The sequence below is a fragment of the Gemella massiliensis genome, assembly GCF_900120125.1.
Taxonomy (GTDB): Bacteria; Bacillota; Bacilli; order Staphylococcales; family Gemellaceae; genus Gemella; species Gemella massiliensis.
On the sequence record NZ_LT635544.1, the window covers coordinates 124,154 to 148,198 of the forward strand.

Consider the following 24,045-nt stretch of genomic DNA (forward strand, 5'->3'; position numbering starts at 1 on the left):
CAAAGAGGTGAAATGTTATGTTGCGTTTTTTTCATAGACCGCTCTTAATAGCAAAACTGACATATTACGAGTATTTAATAAAAAATAATAAACGTCAATCAACAATTGAATATAAAATTAAACGGATAATAAAAGAGGTCACCGAAGAAGAAATTGATGATATTAAGGTGTTTAATAGTGGATTATCAACGCCTAAATTAAGTAAAAACGGATTTCAAGCAACAGCGATATATGTGCCTGAATATGAAGAAATACTTATTATTTTTAGAGGAAGTGAACGTGATGATATAAGTGATTGGTTTTATAATTATACGGGTATTGTATCCGGTGCAAATACCAGTCAACTTGATTCCGCATTTGCTTTTATTAAATTTCTTAAACATAGCATTCCAAATTTTGATTTATGCTATAAAGTGGCAGCCGGGCATTCTTTAGGGGGACATTTGGCGATTTCATTGGAGTTGTTAAAAGGCATTTTTCAACGTGTTTATACCTATAATACCGCACTACCTCAACTGAAACAACTCAGAAAATATGATAAGAAATATGATAAAAAACTTCGTGAATATTTTTTAGAAAAAAATCTTGCGGAAACTAATAAACTTCAAGAATTTACAGCCAATTATTATAAAAAGAAAGCACATCATATTTATAATTTTGTGAGAAGAAACGATTTTGTAGAATCACTTAATATGACTGTAGGAACTTTTAGAGTAGGTAAGGATATAGAGTATCCTCCATTATTGAAAGTATTTATAGCACCTGAAGAGTATTTGACCCAAGAGGATACTTATGAGCTTGATAGATTATTTGAAAAATTTTACAACAGATTGAAAACTAAAGGTATTACGTCAGATATGGTGAAAGATATGCCGAAAGAGATTGCTGATGAGTTTGTAAGTTTGGTAGTAGAAGAAATTAAAAATCCTATTCAAAATCAACTAAATTCAATAACACGGCGAAAAAATAAAGATACTACAGATAAAAATAATAATATTGCAAATTCATACAAAACTTTTAAAGCTCTTTATAATTATATGCTTTATTTGGCACATTCGGGTATTATTTCGGATGATATAATTAAAAATAATGAAAGTAAAAATGCAACGAGTTTGTATGAGAAGGTGCTGAACAATGAAACTGCAAAAAGTTTGAAAAATCTCCTTAAACCGCTTCAGGAATTTTATACTTTGACGAAAGCGATTTATCTAGTTGTTCATGCTAAGGAATTTGAAGATTTTAGCGGTTGGGTAGAAATCGCTAAAGCCCATGATTTGCCTCCGTTCTATGATGTTTTTGATGAATAATAAAATATGAGTTTTTTCATCCGGAAAATTTTTAGGGAGTGGCTTAACAAAATTTGATTTTTTAAAATCATAATTTTAAGTCACTCCCATTTTCTTTAATTAAGTTATTCGTGATCGTCATCGTCTCTTGAAGACGGGTTTTGCGGTTCTACTGCATCAGATGTTTGATTGTCCTTATCTTCTTTATCTTTGTCATCATCTTTGTCCTTTTCTTTAGGTTTAGATGGAGTTCGAAAAGTTAAAGTTTTATCAATATTAAAACCGAATTTTAATAAAGTTTTTTCCTTATCTAATTCTTTAAAGTCTTTTGGTATCATATCCGAAATAGTACCTTTAGAATTGTTATATGGATTAATATCCGAGTCTATGACAGAAGAAGGTTTTTCAAATTCCGTATCAGGAGAAACTAATTTATTACTATAGTCGTATATAGCATTCATGACATGTGTCCACGCTTTATGTGCATAGTCATACGACGGAACTGTTGTCGGTTTGTCATAACCTGCCCATAATCCGACTGTGATGTTTTTAGTGCCGCCTACTACCCAAAGGTCATTATAATATTCTGAAGTACCCGTTTTAACAAAAAGGTTTTTATTATTAAATTTCAGATTTTTACCAATATCGACTGATGTACCATAGCTGGCATTAATAACGTTGTTTAACATTTTCACTATTAAATAACTTGTTGATTCTTCATATATTTTTACCGGTGCAAAATTTGAAGAATAAACTAACTCATCTTTATTGTTGCGAATTTCATCAATAATATAGGCTTTCTTATATTTTCCGTTATTGGCGAAAGTGGCGAAAGCATTTGTATTTTCTGTAACTGAAACCCCATGTGATAAACCGCCTATTGCAGCGGCGAGATTCTTTTTATCACCCTCATCCATTTTTTTAAAATTCATTCTTTCTAAATATTGTTCAACAGGATTCTCATTAACAAAAGCAGAGTATAGTCGTACAGTTGATAAGTTGAGAGAACGTGCTAATGCTTCTTTAGCAGGGATATAACCGTACTCTGTTCTGCTGAAGTTTTCAGGTTTCCAGCCATTATAATTAAATCTTTTGTCCAGTACTGTTGAGTTAGGAGTGATATATCCTTTATCAATGGCAGGGCCATAAACAAGTAAAGGCTTAATAGAAGAACCGGGAGAACGAAATGTTCTTGTAGCGTGATTAAGTTGTTGCTTATTATAATCTACCCCGCCGATAAATGCTAAGATTTTTCCTGTATTGTTCTCGATAACAGAAGCCCCTATTTCCATTGGATAAGTAACACCTCCGTTTCTCGCACTTGGATACGATTTAAAAGTATTTTTAGCATTATTTAGTGTATCATACAGATTTTTATCAATGGTGGTTTTTACTTTGTACCCGCCGGTAATAAACTTAATACGACTTTTTTCTATAAGCTCTTCACGATATGTGCTGTCGTTTTTAAATTTTTCAAATTCATTATTTTTCTTCGCTGTCTGTTCTGCCAAAATTTCTGCGGCAGATGTGGTTATTTCGTCGCGTATATATGGGTAGTTTGTATATTCTGTGCTTTTTTGTTTAATGAACGCCCCTTTAATATCAAAACGTAACGCTTCGTTGTAATCATCTTTTGAAATATAACCTAATTTTACCATGCGTTTTAGTACATATTGTTGACGAGCAAAGCCTAATTGTAGTTCTGAATCAGATTTTATATTTCCTTTTTCATCAAACGGTGTGTATTTGAATGGAGATTGAACAAAGCCGATAAGATAAGCGGCTTGAGCAATATTTAATTCTTTAGCATGTTTACCGAATACCCCTTGTGAAGCTGATTCAATACCGCTAATATTTTGCCCGAGACTATTTTTTCCAAATGAGGCAACATTTAAGTAAGTTTCAAGTATTTCACGTTTTGTAAAACTATTAGTAACTCTAAGTGAAAGTAGTATCTCTTTAGCTTTTCTTTCATAAGAATGCGTGTTATCAAGCAACTGATTTTTGACAAGTTGTTGAGTAATGGTACTGCCGCCGGTATTTGATTTGCCGGACATTTCGCTATATAATGCTCTAGCTATTGATAATACTTCAATGCCGCTATTTGAATAAAAGTTGGCATCTTCACTGGCAATAATCGCATTTTTAACATTGTCACCCATCTCATCAAAACTGATAGACTTTCGAATTAATTCGGAGTTAATTGTTCCGAGTTTTTCACCGCTACCGAAATAAACATCACTATTTTCGCTAATATCATTAATTTGTTCGTGCATTTCTTCAAAAGATAATAGTGGTTGTGATTTGACCAATCCACCGATAAAGCCGAATACTACACCGACACCGAGGCTAAAAAGAAGTGCTAACCCAAGTAATATTTTTCCTTTGTATTTTTTTTGTTTCATTAAAATCTCCTTGATGAATTTATCATATTTATTATACCATAAGTTAACAAAAAAAATAAAAACATGTGAAAAATTATTATTATTAATCAAATAAAGTAATAAAAAAAGTTTTAAATTATGGTATAATGTAACATAAGTATTAATAATATAAACGTATTTAGGAGGTTAATGTATGAGTAAGTTGCTAGAAGATTTAAAGTATAGAGATTTGGTATACCAACAAACTGATGAAGAAGGTATTAAAAAATTATTAGAAAGAGAACAAGTATCAATTTACTGCGGAACAGATCCGACCGGTAATTCACTACATATAGGTCACTTATTACCGTTTTTAACATTAAAAAGATTTCAGCAACATGGACATAGACCGGTTGTTCTAATTGGCGGCGGTACGGGTATTATCGGAGATCCGTCGGGACGAAGCGAAGAACGTCAATTGCAAAGTTTAGACGTTATCAAAGAAAATGCTAAAAAATTAGAAGCACAATTACGTAATATTTTTCGTGGAGATGATAATATATTATTTGTTAATAATTACGATTGGCTTAGTGATATTTCAATGATAGAATTTCTACGTGATTATGGAAAATTAGTCAATATTAACTACCTGCTTGCAAAGGATTCAATTTCAAGTCGATTGGAAAACGGTCTATCATTCACGGAATTTAGTTATACAGTCCTACAAGGTATTGATTATGCCCATTTGAATGAACATCATAATGTAAAAATGCAAATTGGTGGTTCTGATCAATGGGGAAACATTACAACAGGATTGGAAATTATGAGAAAACTTCGTGGTGATGTAGAGGCGTACGGGTTTACAATTCCGTTAATGTTAAAAGCTGATGGAACAAAATTCGGGAAATCAACAGGTGGAGCGGTATGGTTAGATCCGGAACAAACAACACCATATGAATTTTATCAATTTTGGTTTAATACGGCAGATACAGAAGTTATTCCTGCACTTAAAAAATTCACATTTTTAGAAAAAGAAGTAATAGATAAATTAAGTGAGAGCGTAGAAAAAGAACCAAACTTACGTCTTGCACAAAAAACATTGGCGGAAGAAATGGTAAAAATTGTTCATGGAGAACAAGCATTGGAAAGTGCCTTAAATATTACAAAAGCACTGTTTTCAGGGGATATTAAAACACTAACTTCAAAAGAACTGGCACAAGCTGTAAAAGGATTGCCAAAAAGTGAATTAGATAAACAAGAACGTAATATTATAGATTTCTTAGTAGACAGCAGTATAGTGTCATCAAAACGTCAAGCACGTGAAGATGTAAACAACGGAGCAATCTACATAAACGGAGATAAAATTACAGATTTAGATTATACAGTAAGCAAAAAAGACCACTTAGAAGGTAACTATACAATTATACGCCGAGGCAAGAAAAATTATTTATTAGTTGAATATAAGTAGCGTAAATATTTATAGTGATAAAAGTATAAGTTTTTTGTTTACACTAATTAAAGGAAGGAATACTTGTTAAAAAATAACGGAGAAACGAAAATGAATTTAAAAGAAATTGTTGGTAAAAAAGCTGCCGAATATGTAAAAGATGGGATGATAGTAGGACTGGGAACCGGTTCGACAGTTTTCTATTTTGTTCATGCTCTAGCAGATAAGGTGAAAGCCGGATTGAACATTGAAATGGTTTCAACATCAATTCAAACTGTAGAATTAGCTAAAAGTCTTGGTTTAAATATCAGGGCTTTGGAAGATGTAGATCATATTGACCTTGCTGTTGATGGAGTAGATGAAATAGATAAAAATTTCAATGCCATTAAAGGTGGCGGCGCTGCTTTGTTTAGAGAAAAAATTGTTGCCGATATTGCCGATAAGGTTATCTGGATTTACGATGAAAGTAAAGACGTGAAAAAATTAGGTAATTTTAATTTACCGGTGGAAATTTTGCCCTTTGGTTATAGTCACACAATTCGCAAATTGGAACAAATAGGCTTAAATCCGATATTACGTCTTAAAGATGAAAAAATACTCGTAACGGATAATCATAATTACATTGTTGACTTACATTTAGGGTATGGTTTTGATATAAATGATGTAAAAGAAAAATTAAGCAATATTGTTGGGGTAGTAGAGCATGGATTATTCCTTAATATGTGTAAATTATGTATAAAAGGTACTGATAATGGAGCTATTGTTATAGAAAATCCAAATAAAAAATAATTTTTTAAGGAGTATTTTGTGAGGAAAAGTTATACAAGGGGTTTAAAACGAACTATATTGGTTACACTTATTATGTGGTTTATAAGTATTTCTATGATAACCGCTTTAGGATTTCAAAGTATAGAAAAACAATATAAGAATGGCGATGTTTTTGATGGACATTCAGGCTATGCAATAATAAAAATTTTGGCAGTAGAAGAACAAAAGATACAAGATAAAATTTTAGAAAAAAATGAAAAATTTTATCTTATTGAACACGAACATGGCTATATTATGTTAAGAACAACTGCGGAAAAATTAGATAAAATGCTCGGTGGCAGGAAATTACAAGACGGCAAAATTCTTGACCTCGGTAAAGAAAATATCTACGCACGTATAGACAGTATTCCGGCTACAGCTAGGAATAAAAATGATTGGAAGACGACCGTATATATATCAGCAGAACTCCGGATGAAATTTGAAAATTCCGCTCAACAGAGTTATCTAATTAAGAAAAGAACTTCTGAGGTTATAAAAGAAGTTGGGGCAAATGTTGATAAAGCTGCATATAAAAAGAAAATAGAAGAACGACCCTTTTATAATGATGTTTATATAGTACCGGTAGGAACTGCATATTACACGGTAATGATTATTATAGTAACTGCTATTTGTTTATCAACGCTATGGTTAACTGTTTCTTTTGTAAAAAAGGTTAAGAGAGCTAAAGAAAATTATGAAAAATTATTTATAGAATATCCTGAAACTGAAAGAGATATAGATATTTTAGTAAGTGATGCCGGATTTGTAGATGAAAAATTAAAAGTATTAATCTATAAAGATGCTCTTATAATATATAATCGAATTTTTAATTTTGAATTGTTGAACAATATAAAGACTATAATATTTGATAGAGAAATAGGTAGTAGAAGTAAAGAAAAGAAATATTTTTTTAAAATTGAAGATAGAACGGGTAAAATAACTAAGAACATCAGTATAGGAAAATATAAGGAAAATACTGAGATGCAGATTGTTAATTTAGGAAAATTGATAAAACAAAATCATAAAATAAAGGTGATATATACCTTTAAATAGCATAGGAGGAAATATATGGAAGATTTAAAAGATAGAGTAATAGAAGCACTGGAAACAGTAATAGATCCGGAATTAGGGATTGATATAATGAATTTGGGTCTTATTTATGATGTTAAGATGAGTGAGGATAATAAACATGCCGTTGTAGATATGACTTTAACATCAATGGGCTGTCCTATGGGACCACTCATCGTTGAACAGGTAGAGACTGCGATGATGGGGGTAGATGAAATAGAAAAGGTTGATGTTAATATTGTTTGGGAACCTGCATGGACGAAAGATAAAATGTCAAGATATGCAAAAATAGCATTAGGAGTAATTGATTACGAATAGGAAAAGCACCTTGCGGGGTGCTTATTTCTTATAAATAAAATATATTTTAACAAAGAGTAATTAACGAAACATGAGGGTATAAAAATTTTCTAATGATATAAAAATTATTTAATTACTATAAATTAATCTTTATCCTGCAAAAAATTGCAAATATAATAAGGAGAAAAAACAATGTTTTATTATAGGTGCTTAATACGAGGTGATTATTACTACTTGGTAACAAATAGCGATGATTTAGTATTCGTTGGCAGTCCTAATAAAAATATAGATGAAATTTATAATTTTTTGGGCGAAGTAAATTTAATAGAAAATTACAACAAAGTGAAAAAATATAGTCAGAAGCTTTATGAATATTTTATTAATCAAAAAGAAATAAACAATATAAAAATTCCTGAAGGAACCGAATTTCAAAAGTTGGTTTGGACGGCGGTAAGGAGTATTCCTTATGGAGAAATCAGAACATACTCGGATATAGCAAGACAGTTGGATAAGCCGAAAGCAGTCCGTGCTGTGGCTGCTGCAATAGGGAAAAATCCGCTGTTGATATTTATACCCTGCCATAGAGTATTAGGGAAAAACTGTAATCTTTGTGGGTATCGCGGGGGATTGGAATTGAAGCAAAAATTGTTAGAAATGGAAAAAGTTTTTAAGAAATAATAAGCAGAGCCAACCCGAGTATTTTATCCGATGTATTTTAAACTAATTACTAAAGTATTTAATATAATAATATTGTAAAGATTGGGAATTCACTGACACTTTAGTTTAAAATTAATCAGAATAACGAGTTGGCTCTATTTTAAAGGAATTTATGATTATGAATGTAAACGTCTAGTAAGTAAGATAAGAGGAAAGGGCGGAGCTATTGTTCGCCCCTTCTTCTTTATGTTAGAGTTAACTATTATTTATTTTCTACAAATTTCTTTTTATCGTATCCGAACCATGCAGCTTCCATAATGCCTGCCATATCATCAATCATAGCTAATCTAGGATTTGCAGGAGTACATTGGTCTTCATACGCATCCATCGCAAGAGTAGGAAGAGCAGCTTTAAATGCTTCGTAGTCAACTCCATGGTCTTTAAAGCACATAGGAGTTCCGACACGTTTTCCAAGTTCAAATACTGCTTGTGCATAAGAATCGACAGCTTGTTCAGGGGTGTCGGCTTTTAACCCTAATAATTTGGCTATATCTTGGAATCTTTCATCTGCTTGATAATGTTCATATTTAGGCCATAGTGATACTTTACCGGGGCGAGTACCATTGTATTTTATTACATAAGGTAAAAGTGTTGCATTAGTTTCGCCGTGTACAGTATGGAACTTACCACCGATTTTATGTGCCATAGAGTGCGATATTCCTAAGAATGCATTGGCGAATGCCATACCGGCTAGGCAAGAAGCGTTGTGCATTTTTTCACGTGCATCTTTGTCAAACTCTTTAACAGATTTTTCTAGGTTTTCAAATACCAACTTAATTGCACGAAGTGCTAAACCGTCTGTATAGTCATTTGCCAGAATAGAAGTATATGCTTCTGTCGCATGAGTAAGAACGTCCATACCTGTTGCTGCTGTTGGGCGTGACGGTACGGTTTGTACCATTACCGGATCAACGATAGCAACATGAGGGGTAATAGCATAGTCAGCTAATGGATATTTTTTGTCATTTTCTTTATCGGAAATAACGGCAAACGGTGTTACTTCACTACCGGTACCTGATGTTGTCGGTACTGCGATAAATTTAGCTTTTTGACCAAGATGAGGGAATTTTACAGTACGTTTTCTAATATCGGCAAATTTTTGCACCAGTTCTGTAAAGTCTGCATCGGGTCTTTCATAAAACAGCCACATAATTTTAGAGGCATCCATTGGAGAACCACCACCAAGTGCAACGATTGCATTAGGTTTAAATGTGTTCATAGCTTCTAACCCACGGCGTACAGTTGTAATATCAGGGTTAGGTTCAACACCGGCAAATACTTCATATTGAATTTTATTTTTGCGACGATTTAGTTGATCGATGATACGTCCGACAAATCCTAATTTAACCATAGATTCGTCAGTTACGATCATCACTCTTTCTAAACCCTCCATTTCACTCAAGTATTTAATCGCATTTGGTTCAAAGTAAATTTTAGGTGGTACTTTAAACCATTGCATATTATTATTTCTTCGACCGATTAATTTAATATTTAACAGGTTAATTGCGTTAACATTTCCGGATACAGAGTTTCTACCATAACTACCGCAACCTAATGTTAGAGAAGGGATAAAGGCATTATAAACATCGCCGATACCACCGAATGTTGAAGGAGAATTCCAAACAACACGACATGCTCTTACTACTTTACCGAACTCTTCGGCAACCGCTTCATCTTGTGTGTGAACGGCTGCGGTGTGTCCTAATCCGTTAAATTCAACCATTTGACGAGATTTTTCGATACCATCTTCGGTGCTTGTAGATTTTAATACTGCAAGAACAGGAGATAATTTTTCACGAGTTAAAGGTTCATTAACGCCAACTTCACTACATTCAGCAGCTAGGATAACTGTTCCCTTAGGAACTTCAAAACCTGCCATTTTAGCAATTTCTGTAGCAGGCTTACCAACTATAACAGAGTTTAGTTTAGCACCGCCACAATTTTCAGAATTAGCTTCAACACCGAATAGTAAGTTTTCCAATTTAGCTTTTTCTTCTTTGTTAACGAAATGAACATGGTGTGATTTCATAATTTTAATAAAATCAGTATACAATTCTTTATCAACGATAGCTGCCTGTTCACTTGCACAAATCATACCGTTATCAAATGCTTTACTAAGAACAATATCATTTACAGCTTGTTTTAGTTTAGCATCTTTATGAACATAAGCGGGTACGTTACCGGCACCAACTCCTAAAGCAGGTTTACCGCAAGAATAAGCGGCTCTAACCATTGCATTACCACCGGTTGCTAAAATAGTAGCGACTCCGTCGTGATTCATAATAGCGTGAGTTCCTTCCATTGAAGGTTTTTCGATAAACTGAATGCAGTTTTCAGGCGCTCCTGCTTTAACAGCGGCATCTCTTACGATTCTTGCAGCTTGTTTAGAACATTCATTAGCAGATGGGTGGAAACTGAAGATAATCGGATTACGTGTTTTCAAACAAATAAGTGATTTGAAAACTGTAGTTGATGTAGGGTTTGTAGTCGGAACTACACCGCACACAACTCCAACAGGTTCTGCGATTGCTGTTAAACCGTCCACATCGTCTTTGCTGACTATACCCACTGTTTTTAAGCCACGCATATAGTTAACGATGTACTCGCAAGCATAAAGGTTTTTAGTAGCTTTATCTTCAACGATACCGCGACCTGTTTCCTTAACAGCGGCAACCGCTAATGGTCCATGAGCTTCCAACGCAGCGACAGCAGCCGCTTGAACGATAGTATCAATTTTTTCTTGATCTTCTATCTTCTTAAACTCATCTAAAGCAACGAGTGCTTTTTCAACTAATGTATTAACTTCTTCGACTGGGTTAACAGCCGCAATAGTTTCTTTTACCATAATAATTAACCCCTTTATAAGTTATTTAGTTTATTTGCAAGCGAACTAATTTTTTGATTTAGAACACTTTTTTCTTTACTGCAACTTCAGTTTACCATATTAAAAATAAAAAGTAAAGATCTGTTATATAACTAAAATATAGAGTTTAAATAATTATTTTTTCATTTCCAAGTTTAAAAACATAAAAAAGACAACAAGGTAATTTATAGTCGTATATATTTAGAATTTATTTTTGTTATATAAAAAATCTACACTATAAATAAAAGTTTTTATTGTTGTTTTAAAAAATATAACTATTATATTATATAACAGATTATAAAAATTAAATAAGTATAACTATATTAATAAAAATTCTGATAAAACTAACTAAAAAAGAAAGTTATAATTGATAACTCATATCAATTTCATAAGTAGATGTTTTTTAAAATTCTTGTTAATTCCTGATATGATCGTGTTTCGTGATTTTTAATGTTATGATACAGTGATGTGGAAAAATAAACTATAATTTAGATATTAAATTTCAGGAAAACACTAATTGAATGTGATATAATACCTAATGAATTAAAGTTAATATTAAAATAACTTATTTAAGAAAGGATACTGAATGAAACAATATGATGTAATAATTATCGGTCTTGGAAGTGCAGGGCTTATGATAGCTGATAGGTTAAATAATAGCGGACTTAATGTTTTAGTTCTTGAGAGAAATAAGCGAGCGGGAATAAAACTTCTTTTAACAGGAAATGGCAGATGTAATGTTATGTCGAACGATAATGCTGAAGATTTTATAAATGCAGTTCATAACGGTAGATTTTTAAGAAGTTCTTACCATAAATACAATATTAAAAAATTTTTCGACAAACATAATTTACCACTAAAATTAGAGAATAGAAGACTGTATCCTGCCAGTGAGAAAGCGATAGATGTCGTTAATTGTTTTAAGATAGACCACATTAAGGTGAATTATAAAGAAAAAGTAGAAGATTTAATTTTTAATAATGAAAAACTCATTGGGGTAAAAACTCAGACGAATTCTTATTATGGGGAAAATATTGTTGTTTGTACGGGTGGAAAAAGCTATCCGAAAAGTGGTAGCGACGGTATGCTTCATAAAATACTAAAAAAATATGGTATAAAACAAACAAAAATTTATCCTAGTGAGGTGGCATTGATATTTGATGATTTTATAGAATTGTCAGGTGTAACCTTGCAAAATGTCAGAATGTTTCATAAGAAAAATGAAAGAATAGGAGATTTGCTCTTTACTCATAAGGGATTAAGCGGGCCTTTAGCGATTTCAATGGGAGAGTTCGTGGCGAGATTTCCGGAAGATAAGTTTTATTTAGATTTTTATCCGGAGTTAAATGAAGAACAGTTATTTAATAAATTATGGAGTGACAATAAGTTTTTAAGTAAAAAATTTCCAAAAAGTTTTTATAATTTTATGCTTCGGTATTTTCCGGAAAATATTAGCAAAAAAGAATTGAGAAAGTTTATATCTAAAATTAAACGTTATGAATTAATCGGCGTAAAAACTATGGCTTTAGAATATGCTTTTACAACAGCAGGAGGTGTTGATTTAAAAGAAGTTAATCCGAAAAATTGTAGTCATAAGAAGATAGATAATTTATATTTTGCCGGAGAAATTTTGGATTTGCATGGTGAAATAGGTGGTTATAATCTTATGGTGGCATGGTTAACAGGTATGACGGTAGCGGATTCTATAAAGGAAAAGTTTAGTAAATAATACATTACAATATTTAATAAAAAATATATAAGATTTGTTGAGATAATGTTTCTATAGTGGGTGTATTAATTATCCTTGGTTCAAAAGTACATGATATGTCTATAACTTTGTTTTTATAGGAGTAAATTACTTTTAAAGATTTATGGTTGCTCGACAAAGCCTATTTTACTACATGGGATTTACTCTTTTTTTATATTTTTTTGTAACTATAGAAATGTTACGATATTTTAAACTTTCTTTTAAAGTTTCTTATTTTAAAATAATAATAAAAATGTTATAATATTTGTAAAATGATTTTATAAACTTATCTACAAGGGGTAGATATATGTAATGTACTGAGAAAATTTTGATGAACTAAGAATATTAATAAAACACTTGATGAAAGTTTGTGGCTTACATCTACAAACGTATTCAAAATTAGTAGAGAAGAGTCCGACAATATGGAAATTTTATACTGTATAGATATGTATAAAGTGTTGATTTTGCTAGTGTTTTTCTATTTATAGGTAAATCTGTATAGTGAGAAACTATAATATTTTCATATATTTTGAAAAGCGGTATCGATATAAAAGTTGTTATAAAAATAATTGAAATTTTCAAGAAATATGTAATTTTTTCACTTTCTAACAAAAAATATTTGTTAGTCTTAAATAGGTTATAAAGCAATGTTTAATTAATAATGTGAGGTAATTAAGAAATGTCAAATTTTGTAAATGGTAATAATGAAGCAATACAGAGAACAGAATTGCATAGAAAAATTTGGGCTATCGCTGATGATGTTCGTGGGGCGGTAGATGGTTGGGATTTTAAACAGTATATTTTAGGAATTTTATTTTATAGATTTATTTCTGAAAATATTACAGAATTTTTTAATTCTGCAGAACAAGAAGCTGGAGACTTGGAATTCGATTATGCAGATATTTCTGATGAAGAAGCAGAACAATACTTCAGACCTAATACTGTAGAAGATAAGGGATTTTTCATATTACCGAGTCAACTTTTTAAAAATGTTGTTAAATTCGCTAAAGATAATGAAAACCTTAATACTGATTTAGCCAATATATTTAAAGCGATTGAAGGCAGTGCGATAGGTTTTGCATCAGAAGATGATATTAAAGGTTTGTTTGAAGATGTTGACACAACCAGCAACCGTTTAGGTGGAACAGTAGCAGAAAAAAATAAAAGGTTAGCTGATATTTTAATAGGTATAGCGGAAATAAATTTTGAAAACTTTCAAAATAATGACATAGACGCTTTTGGCGATGCTTATGAGTATTTAATTTCGAATTATGCAAGTAATGCAGGAAAATCAGGTGGAGAGTTTTTCACTCCGCAAACCGTATCAAAACTTTTAGCAAGAATTGTAATGGACGGAAAAGAAAAGATAAACAAAGTGTATGACCCAACTTGTGGAAGCGGAAGTTTACTTTTACAGATGAAAAAACAATTCGACGACCATATCATAGACGAAGGTTTTTTCGGTCAGGAAATAAATATGACTAACTTTAACTTGGCTCGTATGAACATGTTTCTTCATAATATTAATTACAATAACTTTTCAATCAAAAGAGGAGATACTTTACTCAATCCAACGCACAAAGATGAAAAGCCTTTTGATGCAATTGTTTCAAATCCACCCTATTCAATTAAATGGGTAGGAGATGCTGACCCAACATTAATTAATGATGAACGTTTTGCTCCTGCGGGAAAATTGGCGCCGAAATCTTATGCGGACTATGCTTTTATTATGCACTCATTAAGTTATCTTTCAAGTAGTGGTAGAGCTGCTATAGTATGTTTTCCGGGGATTTTCTATAGAAAAGGTGCGGAAAAAATTATACGTAAATATTTAATAGATAATAACTTCATAGATTGTGTAATACAGTTACCTGAAAATTTATTCTTCGGTACATCAATAGCAACCTGTATCTTAGTTATGGCAAAAAATAAGATTGAAAACAAGGTGCTTTTTATTGATGCAAGTAAAGAATTTAAAAAAGAAACGAATAATAATATCTTGGAAGAAAAAAATATATGTGCAATAGTGGATGAATTTAGAAACAGAACAGACAAAGAATATTTTTCAAGATATGTAGATAGAACTGAAATAGAAGAAAATGATTACAATCTATCTGTTTCTACTTATGTTGAAAAAGAAGATACCAGAGAAGTAATTGACATAAAAGTTCTAAACAAAGAAATTGAAGAAACAGTAAAGAAAATAGACGAACTAAGAAGCTCAATAAATGAAATTGTAAAGGCGCTTGAAGATGAGTAATCAAGCAACAAATTTTTTTAATTAGCTAAATACAACTGTTTCCAAAATGAAAAAAGAAGGAAATGGAGATGTCAAAAAAACATTTAATTTTTATAATTTAGATGCAATAATTTCTGTCTGATATAGAGTTAGTTCATATAAGGGGAAAGGAGCGTTGTTATGAGTAAAGAAATAAAACAAGATAACGGAGAGATATTAATATATAACGCAGATGATGGAAGTACCAGAATAGATGTTCGTTTTATTGATGAGACAGTATGGTTATCACAACAGCAAATGGCAGAGCTATTCAAAACTTCTAGAACAAATATTGTAGAACACATAGGAAATATCTATGATGAGGGTGAATTGAATAAAGAATCAACCTGTCGGGATTTCCGACAAGTTCGAAAAGAAGGAAATCGTAACGTTTCAAGAAAAATCACATTTTATAATTTAGATATGATAATATCACTTGGATATAGAGTAAAATCAAAAATAGCCACTGATTTTAGAAAGTGGGCGACAGAACGTTTAAAAGAGTATATTATCAAAGGCTTTACAATGGATGATGAAAGGCTCAAAAACTTGGGTGGTGGAGCATACTGGAAAGAGCTTTTAGAAAGAATTCGTGATATTCGCTCAAGCGAAAAAGTATTTTATCGTCAAGTATTAGATTTATTCTCTACAAGTATAGACTATAATTCTAATAGCGAAGAAGCTAAACATTTTTTTGCGACAGTTCAAAATAAACTTCATTATGCTATTCATAATCACACAACAAGTGAGATTATTCATAGCCGTGTTGATAGCAAAAAAGAATTTATGGGACTTACAATTTTCAAAGGAGAGTTACCCACATTAACAGAGGCAAAGGTGGCAAAAAATTATTTGAATGAAAAAGAACTAAAGAGTCTAAATTCTTTAGTTTCAGGATACTTAGATTTTGCAGAAAGACAAGCAGAAAAAAAAGTTATGATGACTATGAAAGATTGGATAAATCATGTGGATAGAATATTAATAGCAACCGGAGAAGATTTGCTAAAAGATAATGGCAAAATATCAAGACAACAAATGATAGAAAAAGTTGAAAAAGAATATAAAAAATATAATGAAAAAACATTAACACAAGTAGAAAAAGACTATCTTCTTGAAATTAATAATATAAAAAATATTGCCTCAAAAGGTGGGGATGACAATGAGTAAAATAGATGAATTACTAAAAGACGAAAAAGTAGAATGGAAAAAACTTGGAGAAGTTTGTAATATTAAGAGAGGTCGTGTTATATCCAAAATCTATTTAGAGGAACGTAAAGGGGAATTTCCTGTATATTCATCTCAAACAAGAAATAATGGAGAAATAGGAAGAATAAGCACATATGATTTTGATGGAGAATTTGCAACATGGACTACAGATGGAGCATATGCTGGGACAGTTTTCTATAGAAATGGAAAGTTCTCAGTAACAAATATTTGTGGACTGATTGAGCCAAAAGATAATAAAAAATTATTGGTTAAGTTTATAGTATATTGGTTACAAATTGAAGCAAAAAAGCATGTAAAAGGGGGTTCAGGGAACCCAAAATTAATGAGTAATGTAGTTGAAAGAATAAAAATTCCTATTCCATCAATAGAAACACAAGAAAAAATTGTAAAAACACTTGACAAATTTACAAATTATGTTACTGAATTACAGGCTAGAACTAAACAGTATGAATATTATAGAGATATGCTTTTAAGCGAAGAATATTTGAATAAAATTTCTGCAAAAATAGAAGGAATTAGAAATAATGGGGAGATATCATTTTATACATTATCTCAAGTATTTAATACGAAAAACGGTTATACACCTTCTAAATCTGTTCAGGAGTATTGGAATAGTAAAGATATCCCGTGGTTTAAGATGGAAGATATTAGAGAAAATGGAAATATATTAAGTTATGCAAAAAATTATGTTTCAAATTCTGCAATAAAAGGAGAACTATTTGAGCAAAACTCTATTATTTTATCAACATCTGCGACTATAGGAGAACATGCTTTAATAACAGTTCCATTTTTAGCGAATCAAAGATTTACTTGTTTTTCATTGAAAGATAATTACAAAAAAGAAGTAAATATAAAGTATGCATATTATTACTTTTATATAATTGATAAATGGTGTAGTAATAATATAAAAATTGGTAATTTTCCGTCTGTAGACGTTAGTATATTGTTAACACAGACAATTCCTATACCAGATATTGAAATTCAAAACAAAATAGTTGAAATTCTTGATAGATTTCAATCTTTATTGGCTGATACAAAAGGTTTGTTGCCACAAGAAATTGAACAAAGACAAAAACAATATGGATATTATAGAGAAAAATTATTAAGTTTTAAAAGATAGTTTTAAAGTGAGAGTGCAATGAATAATATTAAAGACAGATTAAAGGGTGTTCTCTATGGTTTTTCAATCGTAGATGTAATGGGAGCTACTACCGAGTTTATGAGTGAGGCTGAAATAAAAAGAGACTATGGCAAGCTGACTGATATAATAGGTGGAGGTTGGCTCAACTTAAAAACTGGAGGAGTTACAGATGATACACAGATGCCGATTTGTGTTATGGAAGTCTTATGAGAGCTCTGCCTTGTACTTCGTTAAATTCAGAAAAATCGCCTGAACTTAATTTTATTTAGGGCAATATTACTCATAAATAATAATATTTGTAGAAATATTTTAAAGGAATATACTGAAATTATAAAAACTCATATTTTAGGAAAGAGAATAAGTCTAAAAAAGAGAGTTCTTTTAGAGCTAAGTGATATATTATCAATACTTTTAAAGATGCTATTTATTGGAGTGAAAAGAAAACTTTTGAAGATTGTATCATCGGTGCTGTAAATCACGGTGGAGATGCGGATACAATTGCAGGGATTGAAGGAAGCATTGCTGGTGCAAAACTTAGATACGAAAATATACCTAAAAGATGGATTGAAAAAATGGATAAAGAAGTAGTAAAGAAATTGGAAGAATTTTTAGAATATGTTTTTAAAACTTACGGAAGGAGTAATTCAGATGTCAGAAGAACGACTAAACTATAACACATCTACAATTGCCGAGATGACAAATGGAATCATTTTGGCTAATTTCGAAAAATATTTAAAAGTTAGAGAGACTTCATATCAAAGTGAGGCAGAACTTGAAAAGCAAATGATTGAAAATTTAGTTTCTCAAGGTTACGAGAGACTAATGGTAAAGTCAAATGATGAGTTGTATAAAAATTTAAAAATTCAAATTGAAAAACTAAATGAAGTATCTTTTTCGGGTGAAGAGTGGAATAGATTTTTAATTGAATATCTGGATGCTCCAAATGATGGAATGATTGAAAAACTCGAAAGGTACAAGAAGATTATATCCATGATTTTATTTTTGATGATGGACATTTACAAAATATAAAAACTATTGATAAGAAAAATATTCACAATAATTTTTTGCAGGTTGTAAATCAAGTTACTGGCGGAGAAAAAAATCAAAATCGTTATGATGTAACTATTCTAGTAAACGGATTGCCTCTAGTTCATATTGAGTTAAAAAAACGTGGAGTAAATTTACACGAGGCATTTAACCAAATTCACAGATATAGCAAAGAGAGTTTTAATTTGGATAATTCTCTTTATAAATTTGTACAAATTTTTGTAATTTCTAACGGAACCTATACCAGATATTTTGCAAATACAACTGCAAAAAATAAAAATAATTATGAATTTACTTGTGAATGGGCAGATGCTAAAAATAAGGTAATTTGTGATTTAGAGGATTTTACTAAAACTTTTTTTGAGAAGCGTGTCATTCTTGAAGTTCTCACAAAATATTGTGTTTTTGATGTTAATAATACTTTGTTAATAATGCGCCCCTATCAGATTGCAGCTACAGAAAGCATTTTGTGGAAGATAAAATCAAGTTATGAGTCGAAAAAAGCCGGTAGACCTGAAGCCGGAGGTTTTATTTGGCATACAACAGGTTCAGGTAAAACATTAACTTCTTTTAAAACGGCACGACTAGCTACAACATTAGGTTATATAGATAAAGTATTTTTTGTGGTAGATAGAAAAGATTTAGATTACCAAACGATGAAGGAGTATCAAAGATTCCAGCCGGATAGTGTAAACGGAAGTAAAGATACAAGAGAACTGAAAAGGTGTATCGAAAGAGATGACAATAGAATTGTTGTTACTACAATTCAAAAGTTAAATGAATTTGTAAAGAAAAATCCTAATCATCCAATTTATGATAAGCATTGTGTTTTTATATTTGATGAATGTCATCGTTCTCAGTTTGGAGATGCACAGAAAAATATAAGAAAAGCATTTAAAAAATACTACCAGTTCGGTTTTACGGGAACACCGATATTTCCACAAAATTCTCTTGGTGGAAATACAACATCGGATATATTCGGAGCTCAGCTTCATAGTTATGTAATTACAGACGCTATTCGTGATGGAAAGGTTTTAAAATTCAAGGTTGATTATAATAATATCATACCTAGATTTAAGATGGCAGAAAAAGAAGAAGATGAAAAAAAATTAGCAAAATTAGAAAATAAAATGTTGCTTCATCCGGAGCGAATCACGGAAATTACAAAACATATTCTTAAGGTGTTCGATACAAAGACACATCGAAATGAATTTTATGATTTAAAACATAGAAGATTAAATGGATTTAATGCGATGTTTGCTGTTCAAAGTGTAGAGGCTGCAAAATTGTATTATGAAGAGTTTCAAACAACAAGAGTTTCTACCTGAAGAAAAGAGATTAAAAGTTGCTACAATCTATAGTTTTTCTGCAAACGAAGAACCCTCCGCTATTGGTGAAATAACAGAAGAAAATTTTGAGCCGTCTGCTATGGATTCAACTTCAAAAGAGTTTTTGAATAAGGTTATTGATGATTACAATAAACAGTTTAAAACAAATTATTCAACTGATGGAAAGGAATTTCAAAATTACTATAAAAACTTGTCTCAAAAAGTAAAGGATAAGGAAGTTGATTTGCTAATTGTAGTAGGAATGTTTTTAACAGGTTTTGATGCGCCAACATTGAATACTCTGTTTGTAGATAAAAACTTAAGATATCACGGTTTAATTCAAGCATTTTCAAGAACTAACCGTATTTTAAATAAAGTAAAGACTTTTGGAAACATTGTATGTTTTAGAAACTTGGAAAAAGCTACAGAAGATGCAATTAAAACTTTTGGAGATGAAAATAGTGTCAATGTTATTTTAGAAAAGAGTTATGATGAATATATACATGGTTTTACAGACGAGGAAACAGGAAAGACGTTTAAGGGATATGTTGATATATGTGAAGAAATAATTGCCAAATTTCCGGATACAACTGAAATTGTTTTTGAAGCAGATAAAAAAGAATTTGTACAACTTTTTGGAGAATTGTTAAAAGCTGAAAATATTCTTAGAAATTTCGATGAATTTGAAAGTTTTGAAAAAATTATTTCTGATAGACAAATGCAAGACATGAAAAGTGTATATGTAGATATCAGAGAAAGTATTTTGAATGAAAGACGAAGTGAAAAGGCTGAAGGCGAACAGGTTGATTTTTCAAATGTCGAGTTTCAAATTGATTTGTTGAAAACTGATGAAATAAATTTAGACTATATTTTGGCTTTAATACTGGAAAAATCAAAAGAAAACGAAGATGTAGAAAATTTGAAAGCAGAAGTACGTCGAGCAATCAGATCAAGTCTTGATACAAGAGCAAAAGAAAACTTAATTATGGAGTTTATCAGCAAAACAAAATTGTCAGAATTAAAGAATACTGATGATATTCTTGAAAAGTTTTATATGTTTGCAAGAAAAGAAAAAGAAAATAAAATTAAATCTTTAGTTGAAGAAGAAAAGCTGAAAGAGGGAGCAATGCGTTTTATAACAAAATCTATTGATAACGGGTATGTGGAATATGCTGGAGATGAATTAGACCGTATAATTCCTCCAACTTCACGCAGAGGTGGGGGAAGAGAAAAAAAGAAAGAATCAGTATTAGAAAAAATAAGAAAAATTGTGGAAATTTTTGTAGGTATTTAGTTGCGATTTTAAATTATCAGAATAATGCTAGATTGATTTTCTAGCTGTGAAGTGTTATATAGACTAAAATTAGAGGAATTGAGGGAAGAGTTTTTGATAGGGACAAGTATTTACCTTATCATTTAATCTTACTCTCTTTCTTTCTTAATTTGCCTTATATTTAGCGTAGAGTTATATATAAAATCCCGATTTACCGTATTTAGTAAGTCGGGATTTTAAGAGAATTAACTTATAGTTATAAACTTATTTATTTTCCTATAAAATAATAGTTAACTATTTATTTTCTTCATATTTTTTCTTATCATATCCGAACCATGCAGCTTCCATAATTCCCTCTAAGTCTTTAAGTAAAGCAAGTCTTGGGTTGGCTGGAGTACATTGGTCTTCATAAGCATCAAGTGCCAAGGTACGAAGTTCAGCTTTAAATGCTTCGTAATCCACACCGTGATCTTTAAAGCTCATAGGAGTACCTACACGTTTACCTAATTCGAATACTGCTTGTGCATAAGATTCAACAGCTTCTTCAGGAGTATCGGCTTTAAGTCCTAACATACGAGCAATGTCTTGGAATCTTTCTGCAGCTTTATAGTGTTCATATTTTGGCCAAATAGACACTTTACCGGGACGAGTACCGTTATAGCGAATAACGTATGGAAGTAAAGTAGCGTTTGTTTCACCGTGAATAGTACCGAATTTACCACCGATTTTGTGTGCCATAGAGTGACAGATACCTAAGAACGCATTAGCGAATGCCATACCGGCTAAGCAAGAAGCGTTGTGCATTTTTTCACGTGCATCTTTATCAAATTCTCTAACAGATTTTTCCAAGTTTTCAAAAACAATTTTAATTGCTTGTAGAGCGATACCGTCGGTATAATCATTAGCAAGTATAGAAGTATAGGCTTCTGTTGCGTGAGTAAGAACATCCATACCTGTAGATGCTGTAGGTCTGGCAGGTACTGTCATAACCAAATTAGGATCTACGATTGCTACATGCGGTGTAAGTGCATAATCAGCTAATGGATATTTTTTACCATGTTCTTTATCTGAAATAACAGCAAAAGGAGTAACCTCACTACCTGTACCTGATGTAGTAGCAACAGCGATAAATTTCGCTTTATTTCCTAAATGCGGGAATTTTACAGTACGTTTTCTGATATCCATGAATTTTTGAACAAGTTCTTTAAAGTCTGCATCAGGTCTTTCATAGAACAACCACATAATTTTACCGGCGTCAATAGCAGAACCACCACCAAGAGAAATTATAGCATTAGGTTTAAATGAGTTCATAATTTCCAAACCGCGACGTACGGTTGTAATATCAGGGTTAGGCTCAACGCCTGCGAATATTTCATACTGAACTTTGTTTTTACGTCTGTTAAGTTGATCGATGATACGAGCTGCAAATCCAAGTTTAACCATAGATTCGTCAGTTACGATCATCACCTTTTCTAAACCCTCCATTTCACTTAGATATCTGATGGCATTGGGTTCAAAATAAACTTTTGGTGGAATTTTATACCACTGAAGATTGTTATTTCTACGTCCAACTAACTTGATGTTAAGAAGATTTACTGCGCCGATATTTCCAGAAACAGAGTTACCGCCAAAGCTACCACAACCTAATGTAAGTGATGGAATAAATGCGTTGTACACATCTCCGATACCACCGAATGAAGCTGGAGAATTCCAAATAATACGACAAGCTCTAACTACCTTACCGAATTTTTCAGCAACATCTGCATCTTGAGTGTGGACAGCGGCACTGTGTCCTAAACCGTTAAATTCAACCATTTGACGAGATTTTTCAATACCGTCTTCTGTGCTGGTTGATTTAAGAATAGCAAGTACCGGTGAAAGTTTTTCACGTGTAAGAGGTTCATTTACCCCAACTTCCTCACATTCAGCAGCCAGTATAACGGTTCCTTTCGGAACTTCAAAGCCTGCCATTTTAGCAATATCTTCAGCATATTTACCAACGATTACAGAATTTAATTTAGCGGTATTAACATTTTCAGAATATGCCTCAACTCCGAATAATAATTTTTCTAATTTAGCTTTTTCTTCTTTATTAACAAAGTAAACACGATGTGATTTTATAAGTTTAATAAACTCATCATAAACTTCTTTGTCTACAATAGCAGCTTGTTCACTGGCACAAATCATACCGTTATCAAAAGCTTTTCCTAAAACTATGTCGTTAACAGCTTGTTTTAGTTTAGCATCTTTATGAACATAAGCAGGTACGTTACCCGGACCAACACCAAGAGCAGGTTTTCCACAAGAGTAAGCGGCTTTAACCATTCCGCCACCACCGGTAGCAAGAATAGTAGAAACGCCGGGATGTTTCATTAAAGCGTTTGTACCGTCTAGTGTAGGTTTTTCGATAAATTGGATACAATCTTTAGGAGCTCCGGCTTTAACGGCAGCTTCATAAACGATTCTTGCAGCTTTTTTAGAACATTCGTTCGCTGCAGGGTGGAAACTAAAGATTATAGGGTTACGAGTTTTCAAACAAATAAGAGATTTGAAAACAGTGGTAGAGGTGGGGTTGGTGGTAGGTACTATACCGCAAATAACACCGACCGGTTCAGCAATCGCAACAAGACCGTCCGATTCGTCTCTATCAATAACACCGACAGTTTTTAGTCCACGAAGATTATTCGTAATATATTCAGAAGCATATAAATTTTTAATAGCTTTATCTTCTACATTACCGCGACCTGTTTCTTCAACTGCTGCAATAGCAAGAGGACCGTGCTCTTCTAAAGCGGCAACAGCGGCGGCTTGAACAATTGAGTCAATTTTTTCCTGATCTTCTATTTTTATGAATTCGTCAAGTGCAACTAGTGCTTTCTTGACAAGAACATCAACTTCTTCTTCTGGATTTACAACAGTTTCTTTTTCTTTTACCATAATAATTACCTCCTGTATATTATCAATAATACCAATAATACTAACTGTGCAATCACGTAACTTCATAATCTTAGATGATTCTGAATAATTGTATATTTCAGTACAGAGTTTCAATATGGTGTAATAATTGAGTAGATATAACAAAAATTACATCGTTTACATCTAAGGTGCTCAAGTTACTTAGGAATCGTTTGAAACAATTGCATGGAATGTCGACAT

General features: G+C 31.8%; 17 protein-coding genes and 1 pseudogene. 15 read left to right on the forward strand and 3 right to left on the reverse strand.

Annotated features, from left to right (window positions below; genetic code table 11):
* Positions 1–17 precede the first annotated feature (17 nt).
* Complete coding sequence (locus tag BQ7358_RS00595) at positions 18–1,307, forward strand: DUF6792 domain-containing protein (RefSeq protein ID WP_062172678.1); 1,290 nt, start codon at positions 18–20, stop codon at positions 1,305–1,307.
* 104 nt (positions 1,308–1,411) lie between these two features.
* Here the strand turns inward: BQ7358_RS00595 and BQ7358_RS00600 are convergent, their stop codons facing one another.
* On the reverse strand, positions 1,412–3,691 hold the full coding sequence (locus BQ7358_RS00600; protein ID WP_062172680.1) for a transglycosylase domain-containing protein: 2,280 nt from the start codon (positions 3,689–3,691) through the stop codon (positions 1,412–1,414).
* 172 nt (positions 3,692–3,863) lie between these two features.
* Between BQ7358_RS00600 and tyrS the strand changes: the two genes are divergently transcribed.
* The 5 genes from tyrS (at position 3,864) to BQ7358_RS00625 (ending at position 7,946) form a co-directional block, all read left to right on the forward strand.
* A complete protein-coding gene (gene tyrS, locus BQ7358_RS00605; protein ID WP_062172682.1) occupies positions 3,864–5,117 on the forward strand; it encodes a tyrosine--tRNA ligase in 1,254 nt (417 codons plus the stop codon).
* A 90-nt stretch (positions 5,118–5,207) separates the two neighbouring features.
* Complete coding sequence (gene rpiA, locus BQ7358_RS00610; protein WP_062174652.1) at positions 5,208–5,885, forward strand: ribose-5-phosphate isomerase RpiA; 678 nt, start codon at positions 5,208–5,210, stop codon at positions 5,883–5,885.
* Between the two features lie 18 nt (positions 5,886–5,903).
* Complete coding sequence (locus tag BQ7358_RS00615) at positions 5,904–6,956, forward strand: hypothetical protein (protein WP_072520101.1); 1,053 nt, start codon at positions 5,904–5,906, stop codon at positions 6,954–6,956.
* A gap of 15 nt (positions 6,957–6,971) precedes the next feature.
* A complete protein-coding gene (locus BQ7358_RS00620) occupies positions 6,972–7,289 on the forward strand; it encodes a metal-sulfur cluster assembly factor (protein WP_021752550.1) in 318 nt (105 codons plus the stop codon).
* 171 nt (positions 7,290–7,460) lie between these two features.
* Positions 7,461–7,946: a methylated-DNA--[protein]-cysteine S-methyltransferase gene (locus tag BQ7358_RS00625; protein WP_062172687.1), complete on the forward strand. Its 486-nt coding sequence runs from the start codon at positions 7,461–7,463 to the stop codon at positions 7,944–7,946.
* Between the two features lie 241 nt (positions 7,947–8,187).
* Here the strand turns inward: BQ7358_RS00625 and adhE (BQ7358_RS00630) are convergent, their stop codons facing one another.
* Positions 8,188–10,830, reverse strand: a complete 2,643-nt coding sequence (gene adhE / locus BQ7358_RS00630; RefSeq protein WP_072520102.1) for a bifunctional acetaldehyde-CoA/alcohol dehydrogenase — start codon at positions 10,828–10,830, stop codon at positions 8,188–8,190.
* A gap of 604 nt (positions 10,831–11,434) precedes the next feature.
* On the opposite strand from adhE (BQ7358_RS00630), the gene BQ7358_RS00635 reads away from it, so the two are divergent.
* The 9 genes and pseudogenes from BQ7358_RS00635 to BQ7358_RS08855 all read left to right on the forward strand — a co-directional run bounded on the left by BQ7358_RS00635 (position 11,435) and on the right by BQ7358_RS08855 (position 20,910).
* Positions 11,435–12,577 (forward strand): BaiN/RdsA family NAD(P)/FAD-dependent oxidoreductase, encoded by a 1,143-nt coding sequence (locus tag BQ7358_RS00635; RefSeq protein ID WP_062172691.1) that lies wholly within the window; start codon positions 11,435–11,437, stop codon positions 12,575–12,577.
* 697 nt (positions 12,578–13,274) lie between these two features.
* A complete protein-coding gene (locus BQ7358_RS00640; protein ID WP_062172692.1) occupies positions 13,275–14,855 on the forward strand; it encodes a type I restriction-modification system subunit M in 1,581 nt (526 codons plus the stop codon).
* Positions 14,856–15,014: 159 nt separating this feature from the next.
* Positions 15,015–16,040, forward strand: coding sequence for a virulence RhuM family protein (locus tag BQ7358_RS00645; RefSeq protein WP_072520103.1), 1,026 nt, complete (start codon positions 15,015–15,017; stop codon positions 16,038–16,040).
* Complete coding sequence (locus BQ7358_RS00650; protein ID WP_062172694.1) at positions 16,033–17,220, forward strand: restriction endonuclease subunit S; 1,188 nt, start codon at positions 16,033–16,035, stop codon at positions 17,218–17,220. Before BQ7358_RS00645 ends, BQ7358_RS00650 begins: the two co-directional genes overlap by 8 nt.
* Positions 17,221–17,238: 18 nt before the next feature.
* The gene (locus tag BQ7358_RS08720; RefSeq protein WP_197415953.1) at positions 17,239–17,451 is read left to right on the forward strand and encodes an ADP-ribosylglycohydrolase family protein; all 213 of its coding nucleotides are present in this window, start codon (positions 17,239–17,241) and stop codon (positions 17,449–17,451) included.
* 212 nt (positions 17,452–17,663) lie between these two features.
* Positions 17,664–17,789: pseudogene (locus tag BQ7358_RS09250) on the forward strand (ADP-ribosylglycohydrolase family protein); the annotation flags it as partial.
* 100 nt (positions 17,790–17,889) lie between these two features.
* The gene (locus tag BQ7358_RS08845) at positions 17,890–18,270 is read left to right on the forward strand and encodes a hypothetical protein (RefSeq protein ID WP_231723790.1); all 381 of its coding nucleotides are present in this window, start codon (positions 17,890–17,892) and stop codon (positions 18,268–18,270) included.
* The gene (locus tag BQ7358_RS08850) at positions 18,267–19,616 is read left to right on the forward strand and encodes a type I restriction endonuclease subunit R (RefSeq protein ID WP_231723813.1); all 1,350 of its coding nucleotides are present in this window, start codon (positions 18,267–18,269) and stop codon (positions 19,614–19,616) included. The genes BQ7358_RS08845 and BQ7358_RS08850 overlap by 4 nt, the downstream gene beginning before the upstream one ends.
* A complete protein-coding gene (locus tag BQ7358_RS08855; RefSeq protein WP_231723791.1) occupies positions 19,582–20,910 on the forward strand; it encodes a type I restriction endonuclease subunit R, EcoR124 family in 1,329 nt (442 codons plus the stop codon). The genes BQ7358_RS08850 and BQ7358_RS08855 overlap by 35 nt, the downstream gene beginning before the upstream one ends.
* Before the next feature lie 273 nt (positions 20,911–21,183).
* On the opposite strand, the gene adhE (BQ7358_RS00665) is transcribed toward BQ7358_RS08855, so the two are convergent.
* On the reverse strand, positions 21,184–23,826 hold the full coding sequence (adhE, locus tag BQ7358_RS00665; RefSeq protein ID WP_062172695.1) for a bifunctional acetaldehyde-CoA/alcohol dehydrogenase: 2,643 nt from the start codon (positions 23,824–23,826) through the stop codon (positions 21,184–21,186).
* Positions 23,827–24,045: the final 219 nt, after the last annotated feature.

Bases quoted from the DNA above. Each gene is read 5' to 3' on its own strand.
- BQ7358_RS00650 (WP_062172694.1), top strand. From the start codon at position 16,033: ATGAGTAAAATAGATGAATTACTAAAAGACGAAAAAGTAGAATGGAAA.
- BQ7358_RS00640 (WP_062172692.1), top strand. From the start codon at position 13,275: ATGTCAAATTTTGTAAATGGTAATAATGAAGCAATACAGAGAACAGAA.
- BQ7358_RS00625 (WP_062172687.1), top strand. From the start codon at position 7,461: ATGTTTTATTATAGGTGCTTAATACGAGGTGATTATTACTACTTGGTA.
- BQ7358_RS00635 (WP_062172691.1), top strand. From the start codon at position 11,435: ATGAAACAATATGATGTAATAATTATCGGTCTTGGAAGTGCAGGGCTT.
- rpiA (WP_062174652.1), top strand. From the start codon at position 5,208: ATGAATTTAAAAGAAATTGTTGGTAAAAAAGCTGCCGAATATGTAAAA.
- adhE (WP_072520102.1), bottom strand. From the start codon at position 10,830: ATGGTAAAAGAAACTATTGCGGCTGTTAACCCAGTCGAAGAAGTTAAT.
- BQ7358_RS00595 (WP_062172678.1), top strand. From the start codon at position 18: ATGTTGCGTTTTTTTCATAGACCGCTCTTAATAGCAAAACTGACATAT.
- BQ7358_RS08720 (WP_197415953.1), top strand. From the start codon at position 17,239: ATGAATAATATTAAAGACAGATTAAAGGGTGTTCTCTATGGTTTTTCA.
- BQ7358_RS08845 (WP_231723790.1), top strand. From the start codon at position 17,890: ATGTCAGAAGAACGACTAAACTATAACACATCTACAATTGCCGAGATG.
- BQ7358_RS00645 (WP_072520103.1), top strand. From the start codon at position 15,015: ATGAGTAAAGAAATAAAACAAGATAACGGAGAGATATTAATATATAAC.
- BQ7358_RS00620 (WP_021752550.1), top strand. From the start codon at position 6,972: ATGGAAGATTTAAAAGATAGAGTAATAGAAGCACTGGAAACAGTAATA.
- adhE (WP_062172695.1), bottom strand. From the start codon at position 23,826: ATGGTAAAAGAAAAAGAAACTGTTGTAAATCCAGAAGAAGAAGTTGAT.
- tyrS (WP_062172682.1), top strand. From the start codon at position 3,864: ATGAGTAAGTTGCTAGAAGATTTAAAGTATAGAGATTTGGTATACCAA.
- BQ7358_RS08855 (WP_231723791.1), top strand. From the start codon at position 19,582: ATGAAGAGTTTCAAACAACAAGAGTTTCTACCTGAAGAAAAGAGATTA.
- BQ7358_RS00600 (WP_062172680.1), bottom strand. From the start codon at position 3,691: ATGAAACAAAAAAAATACAAAGGAAAAATATTACTTGGGTTAGCACTT.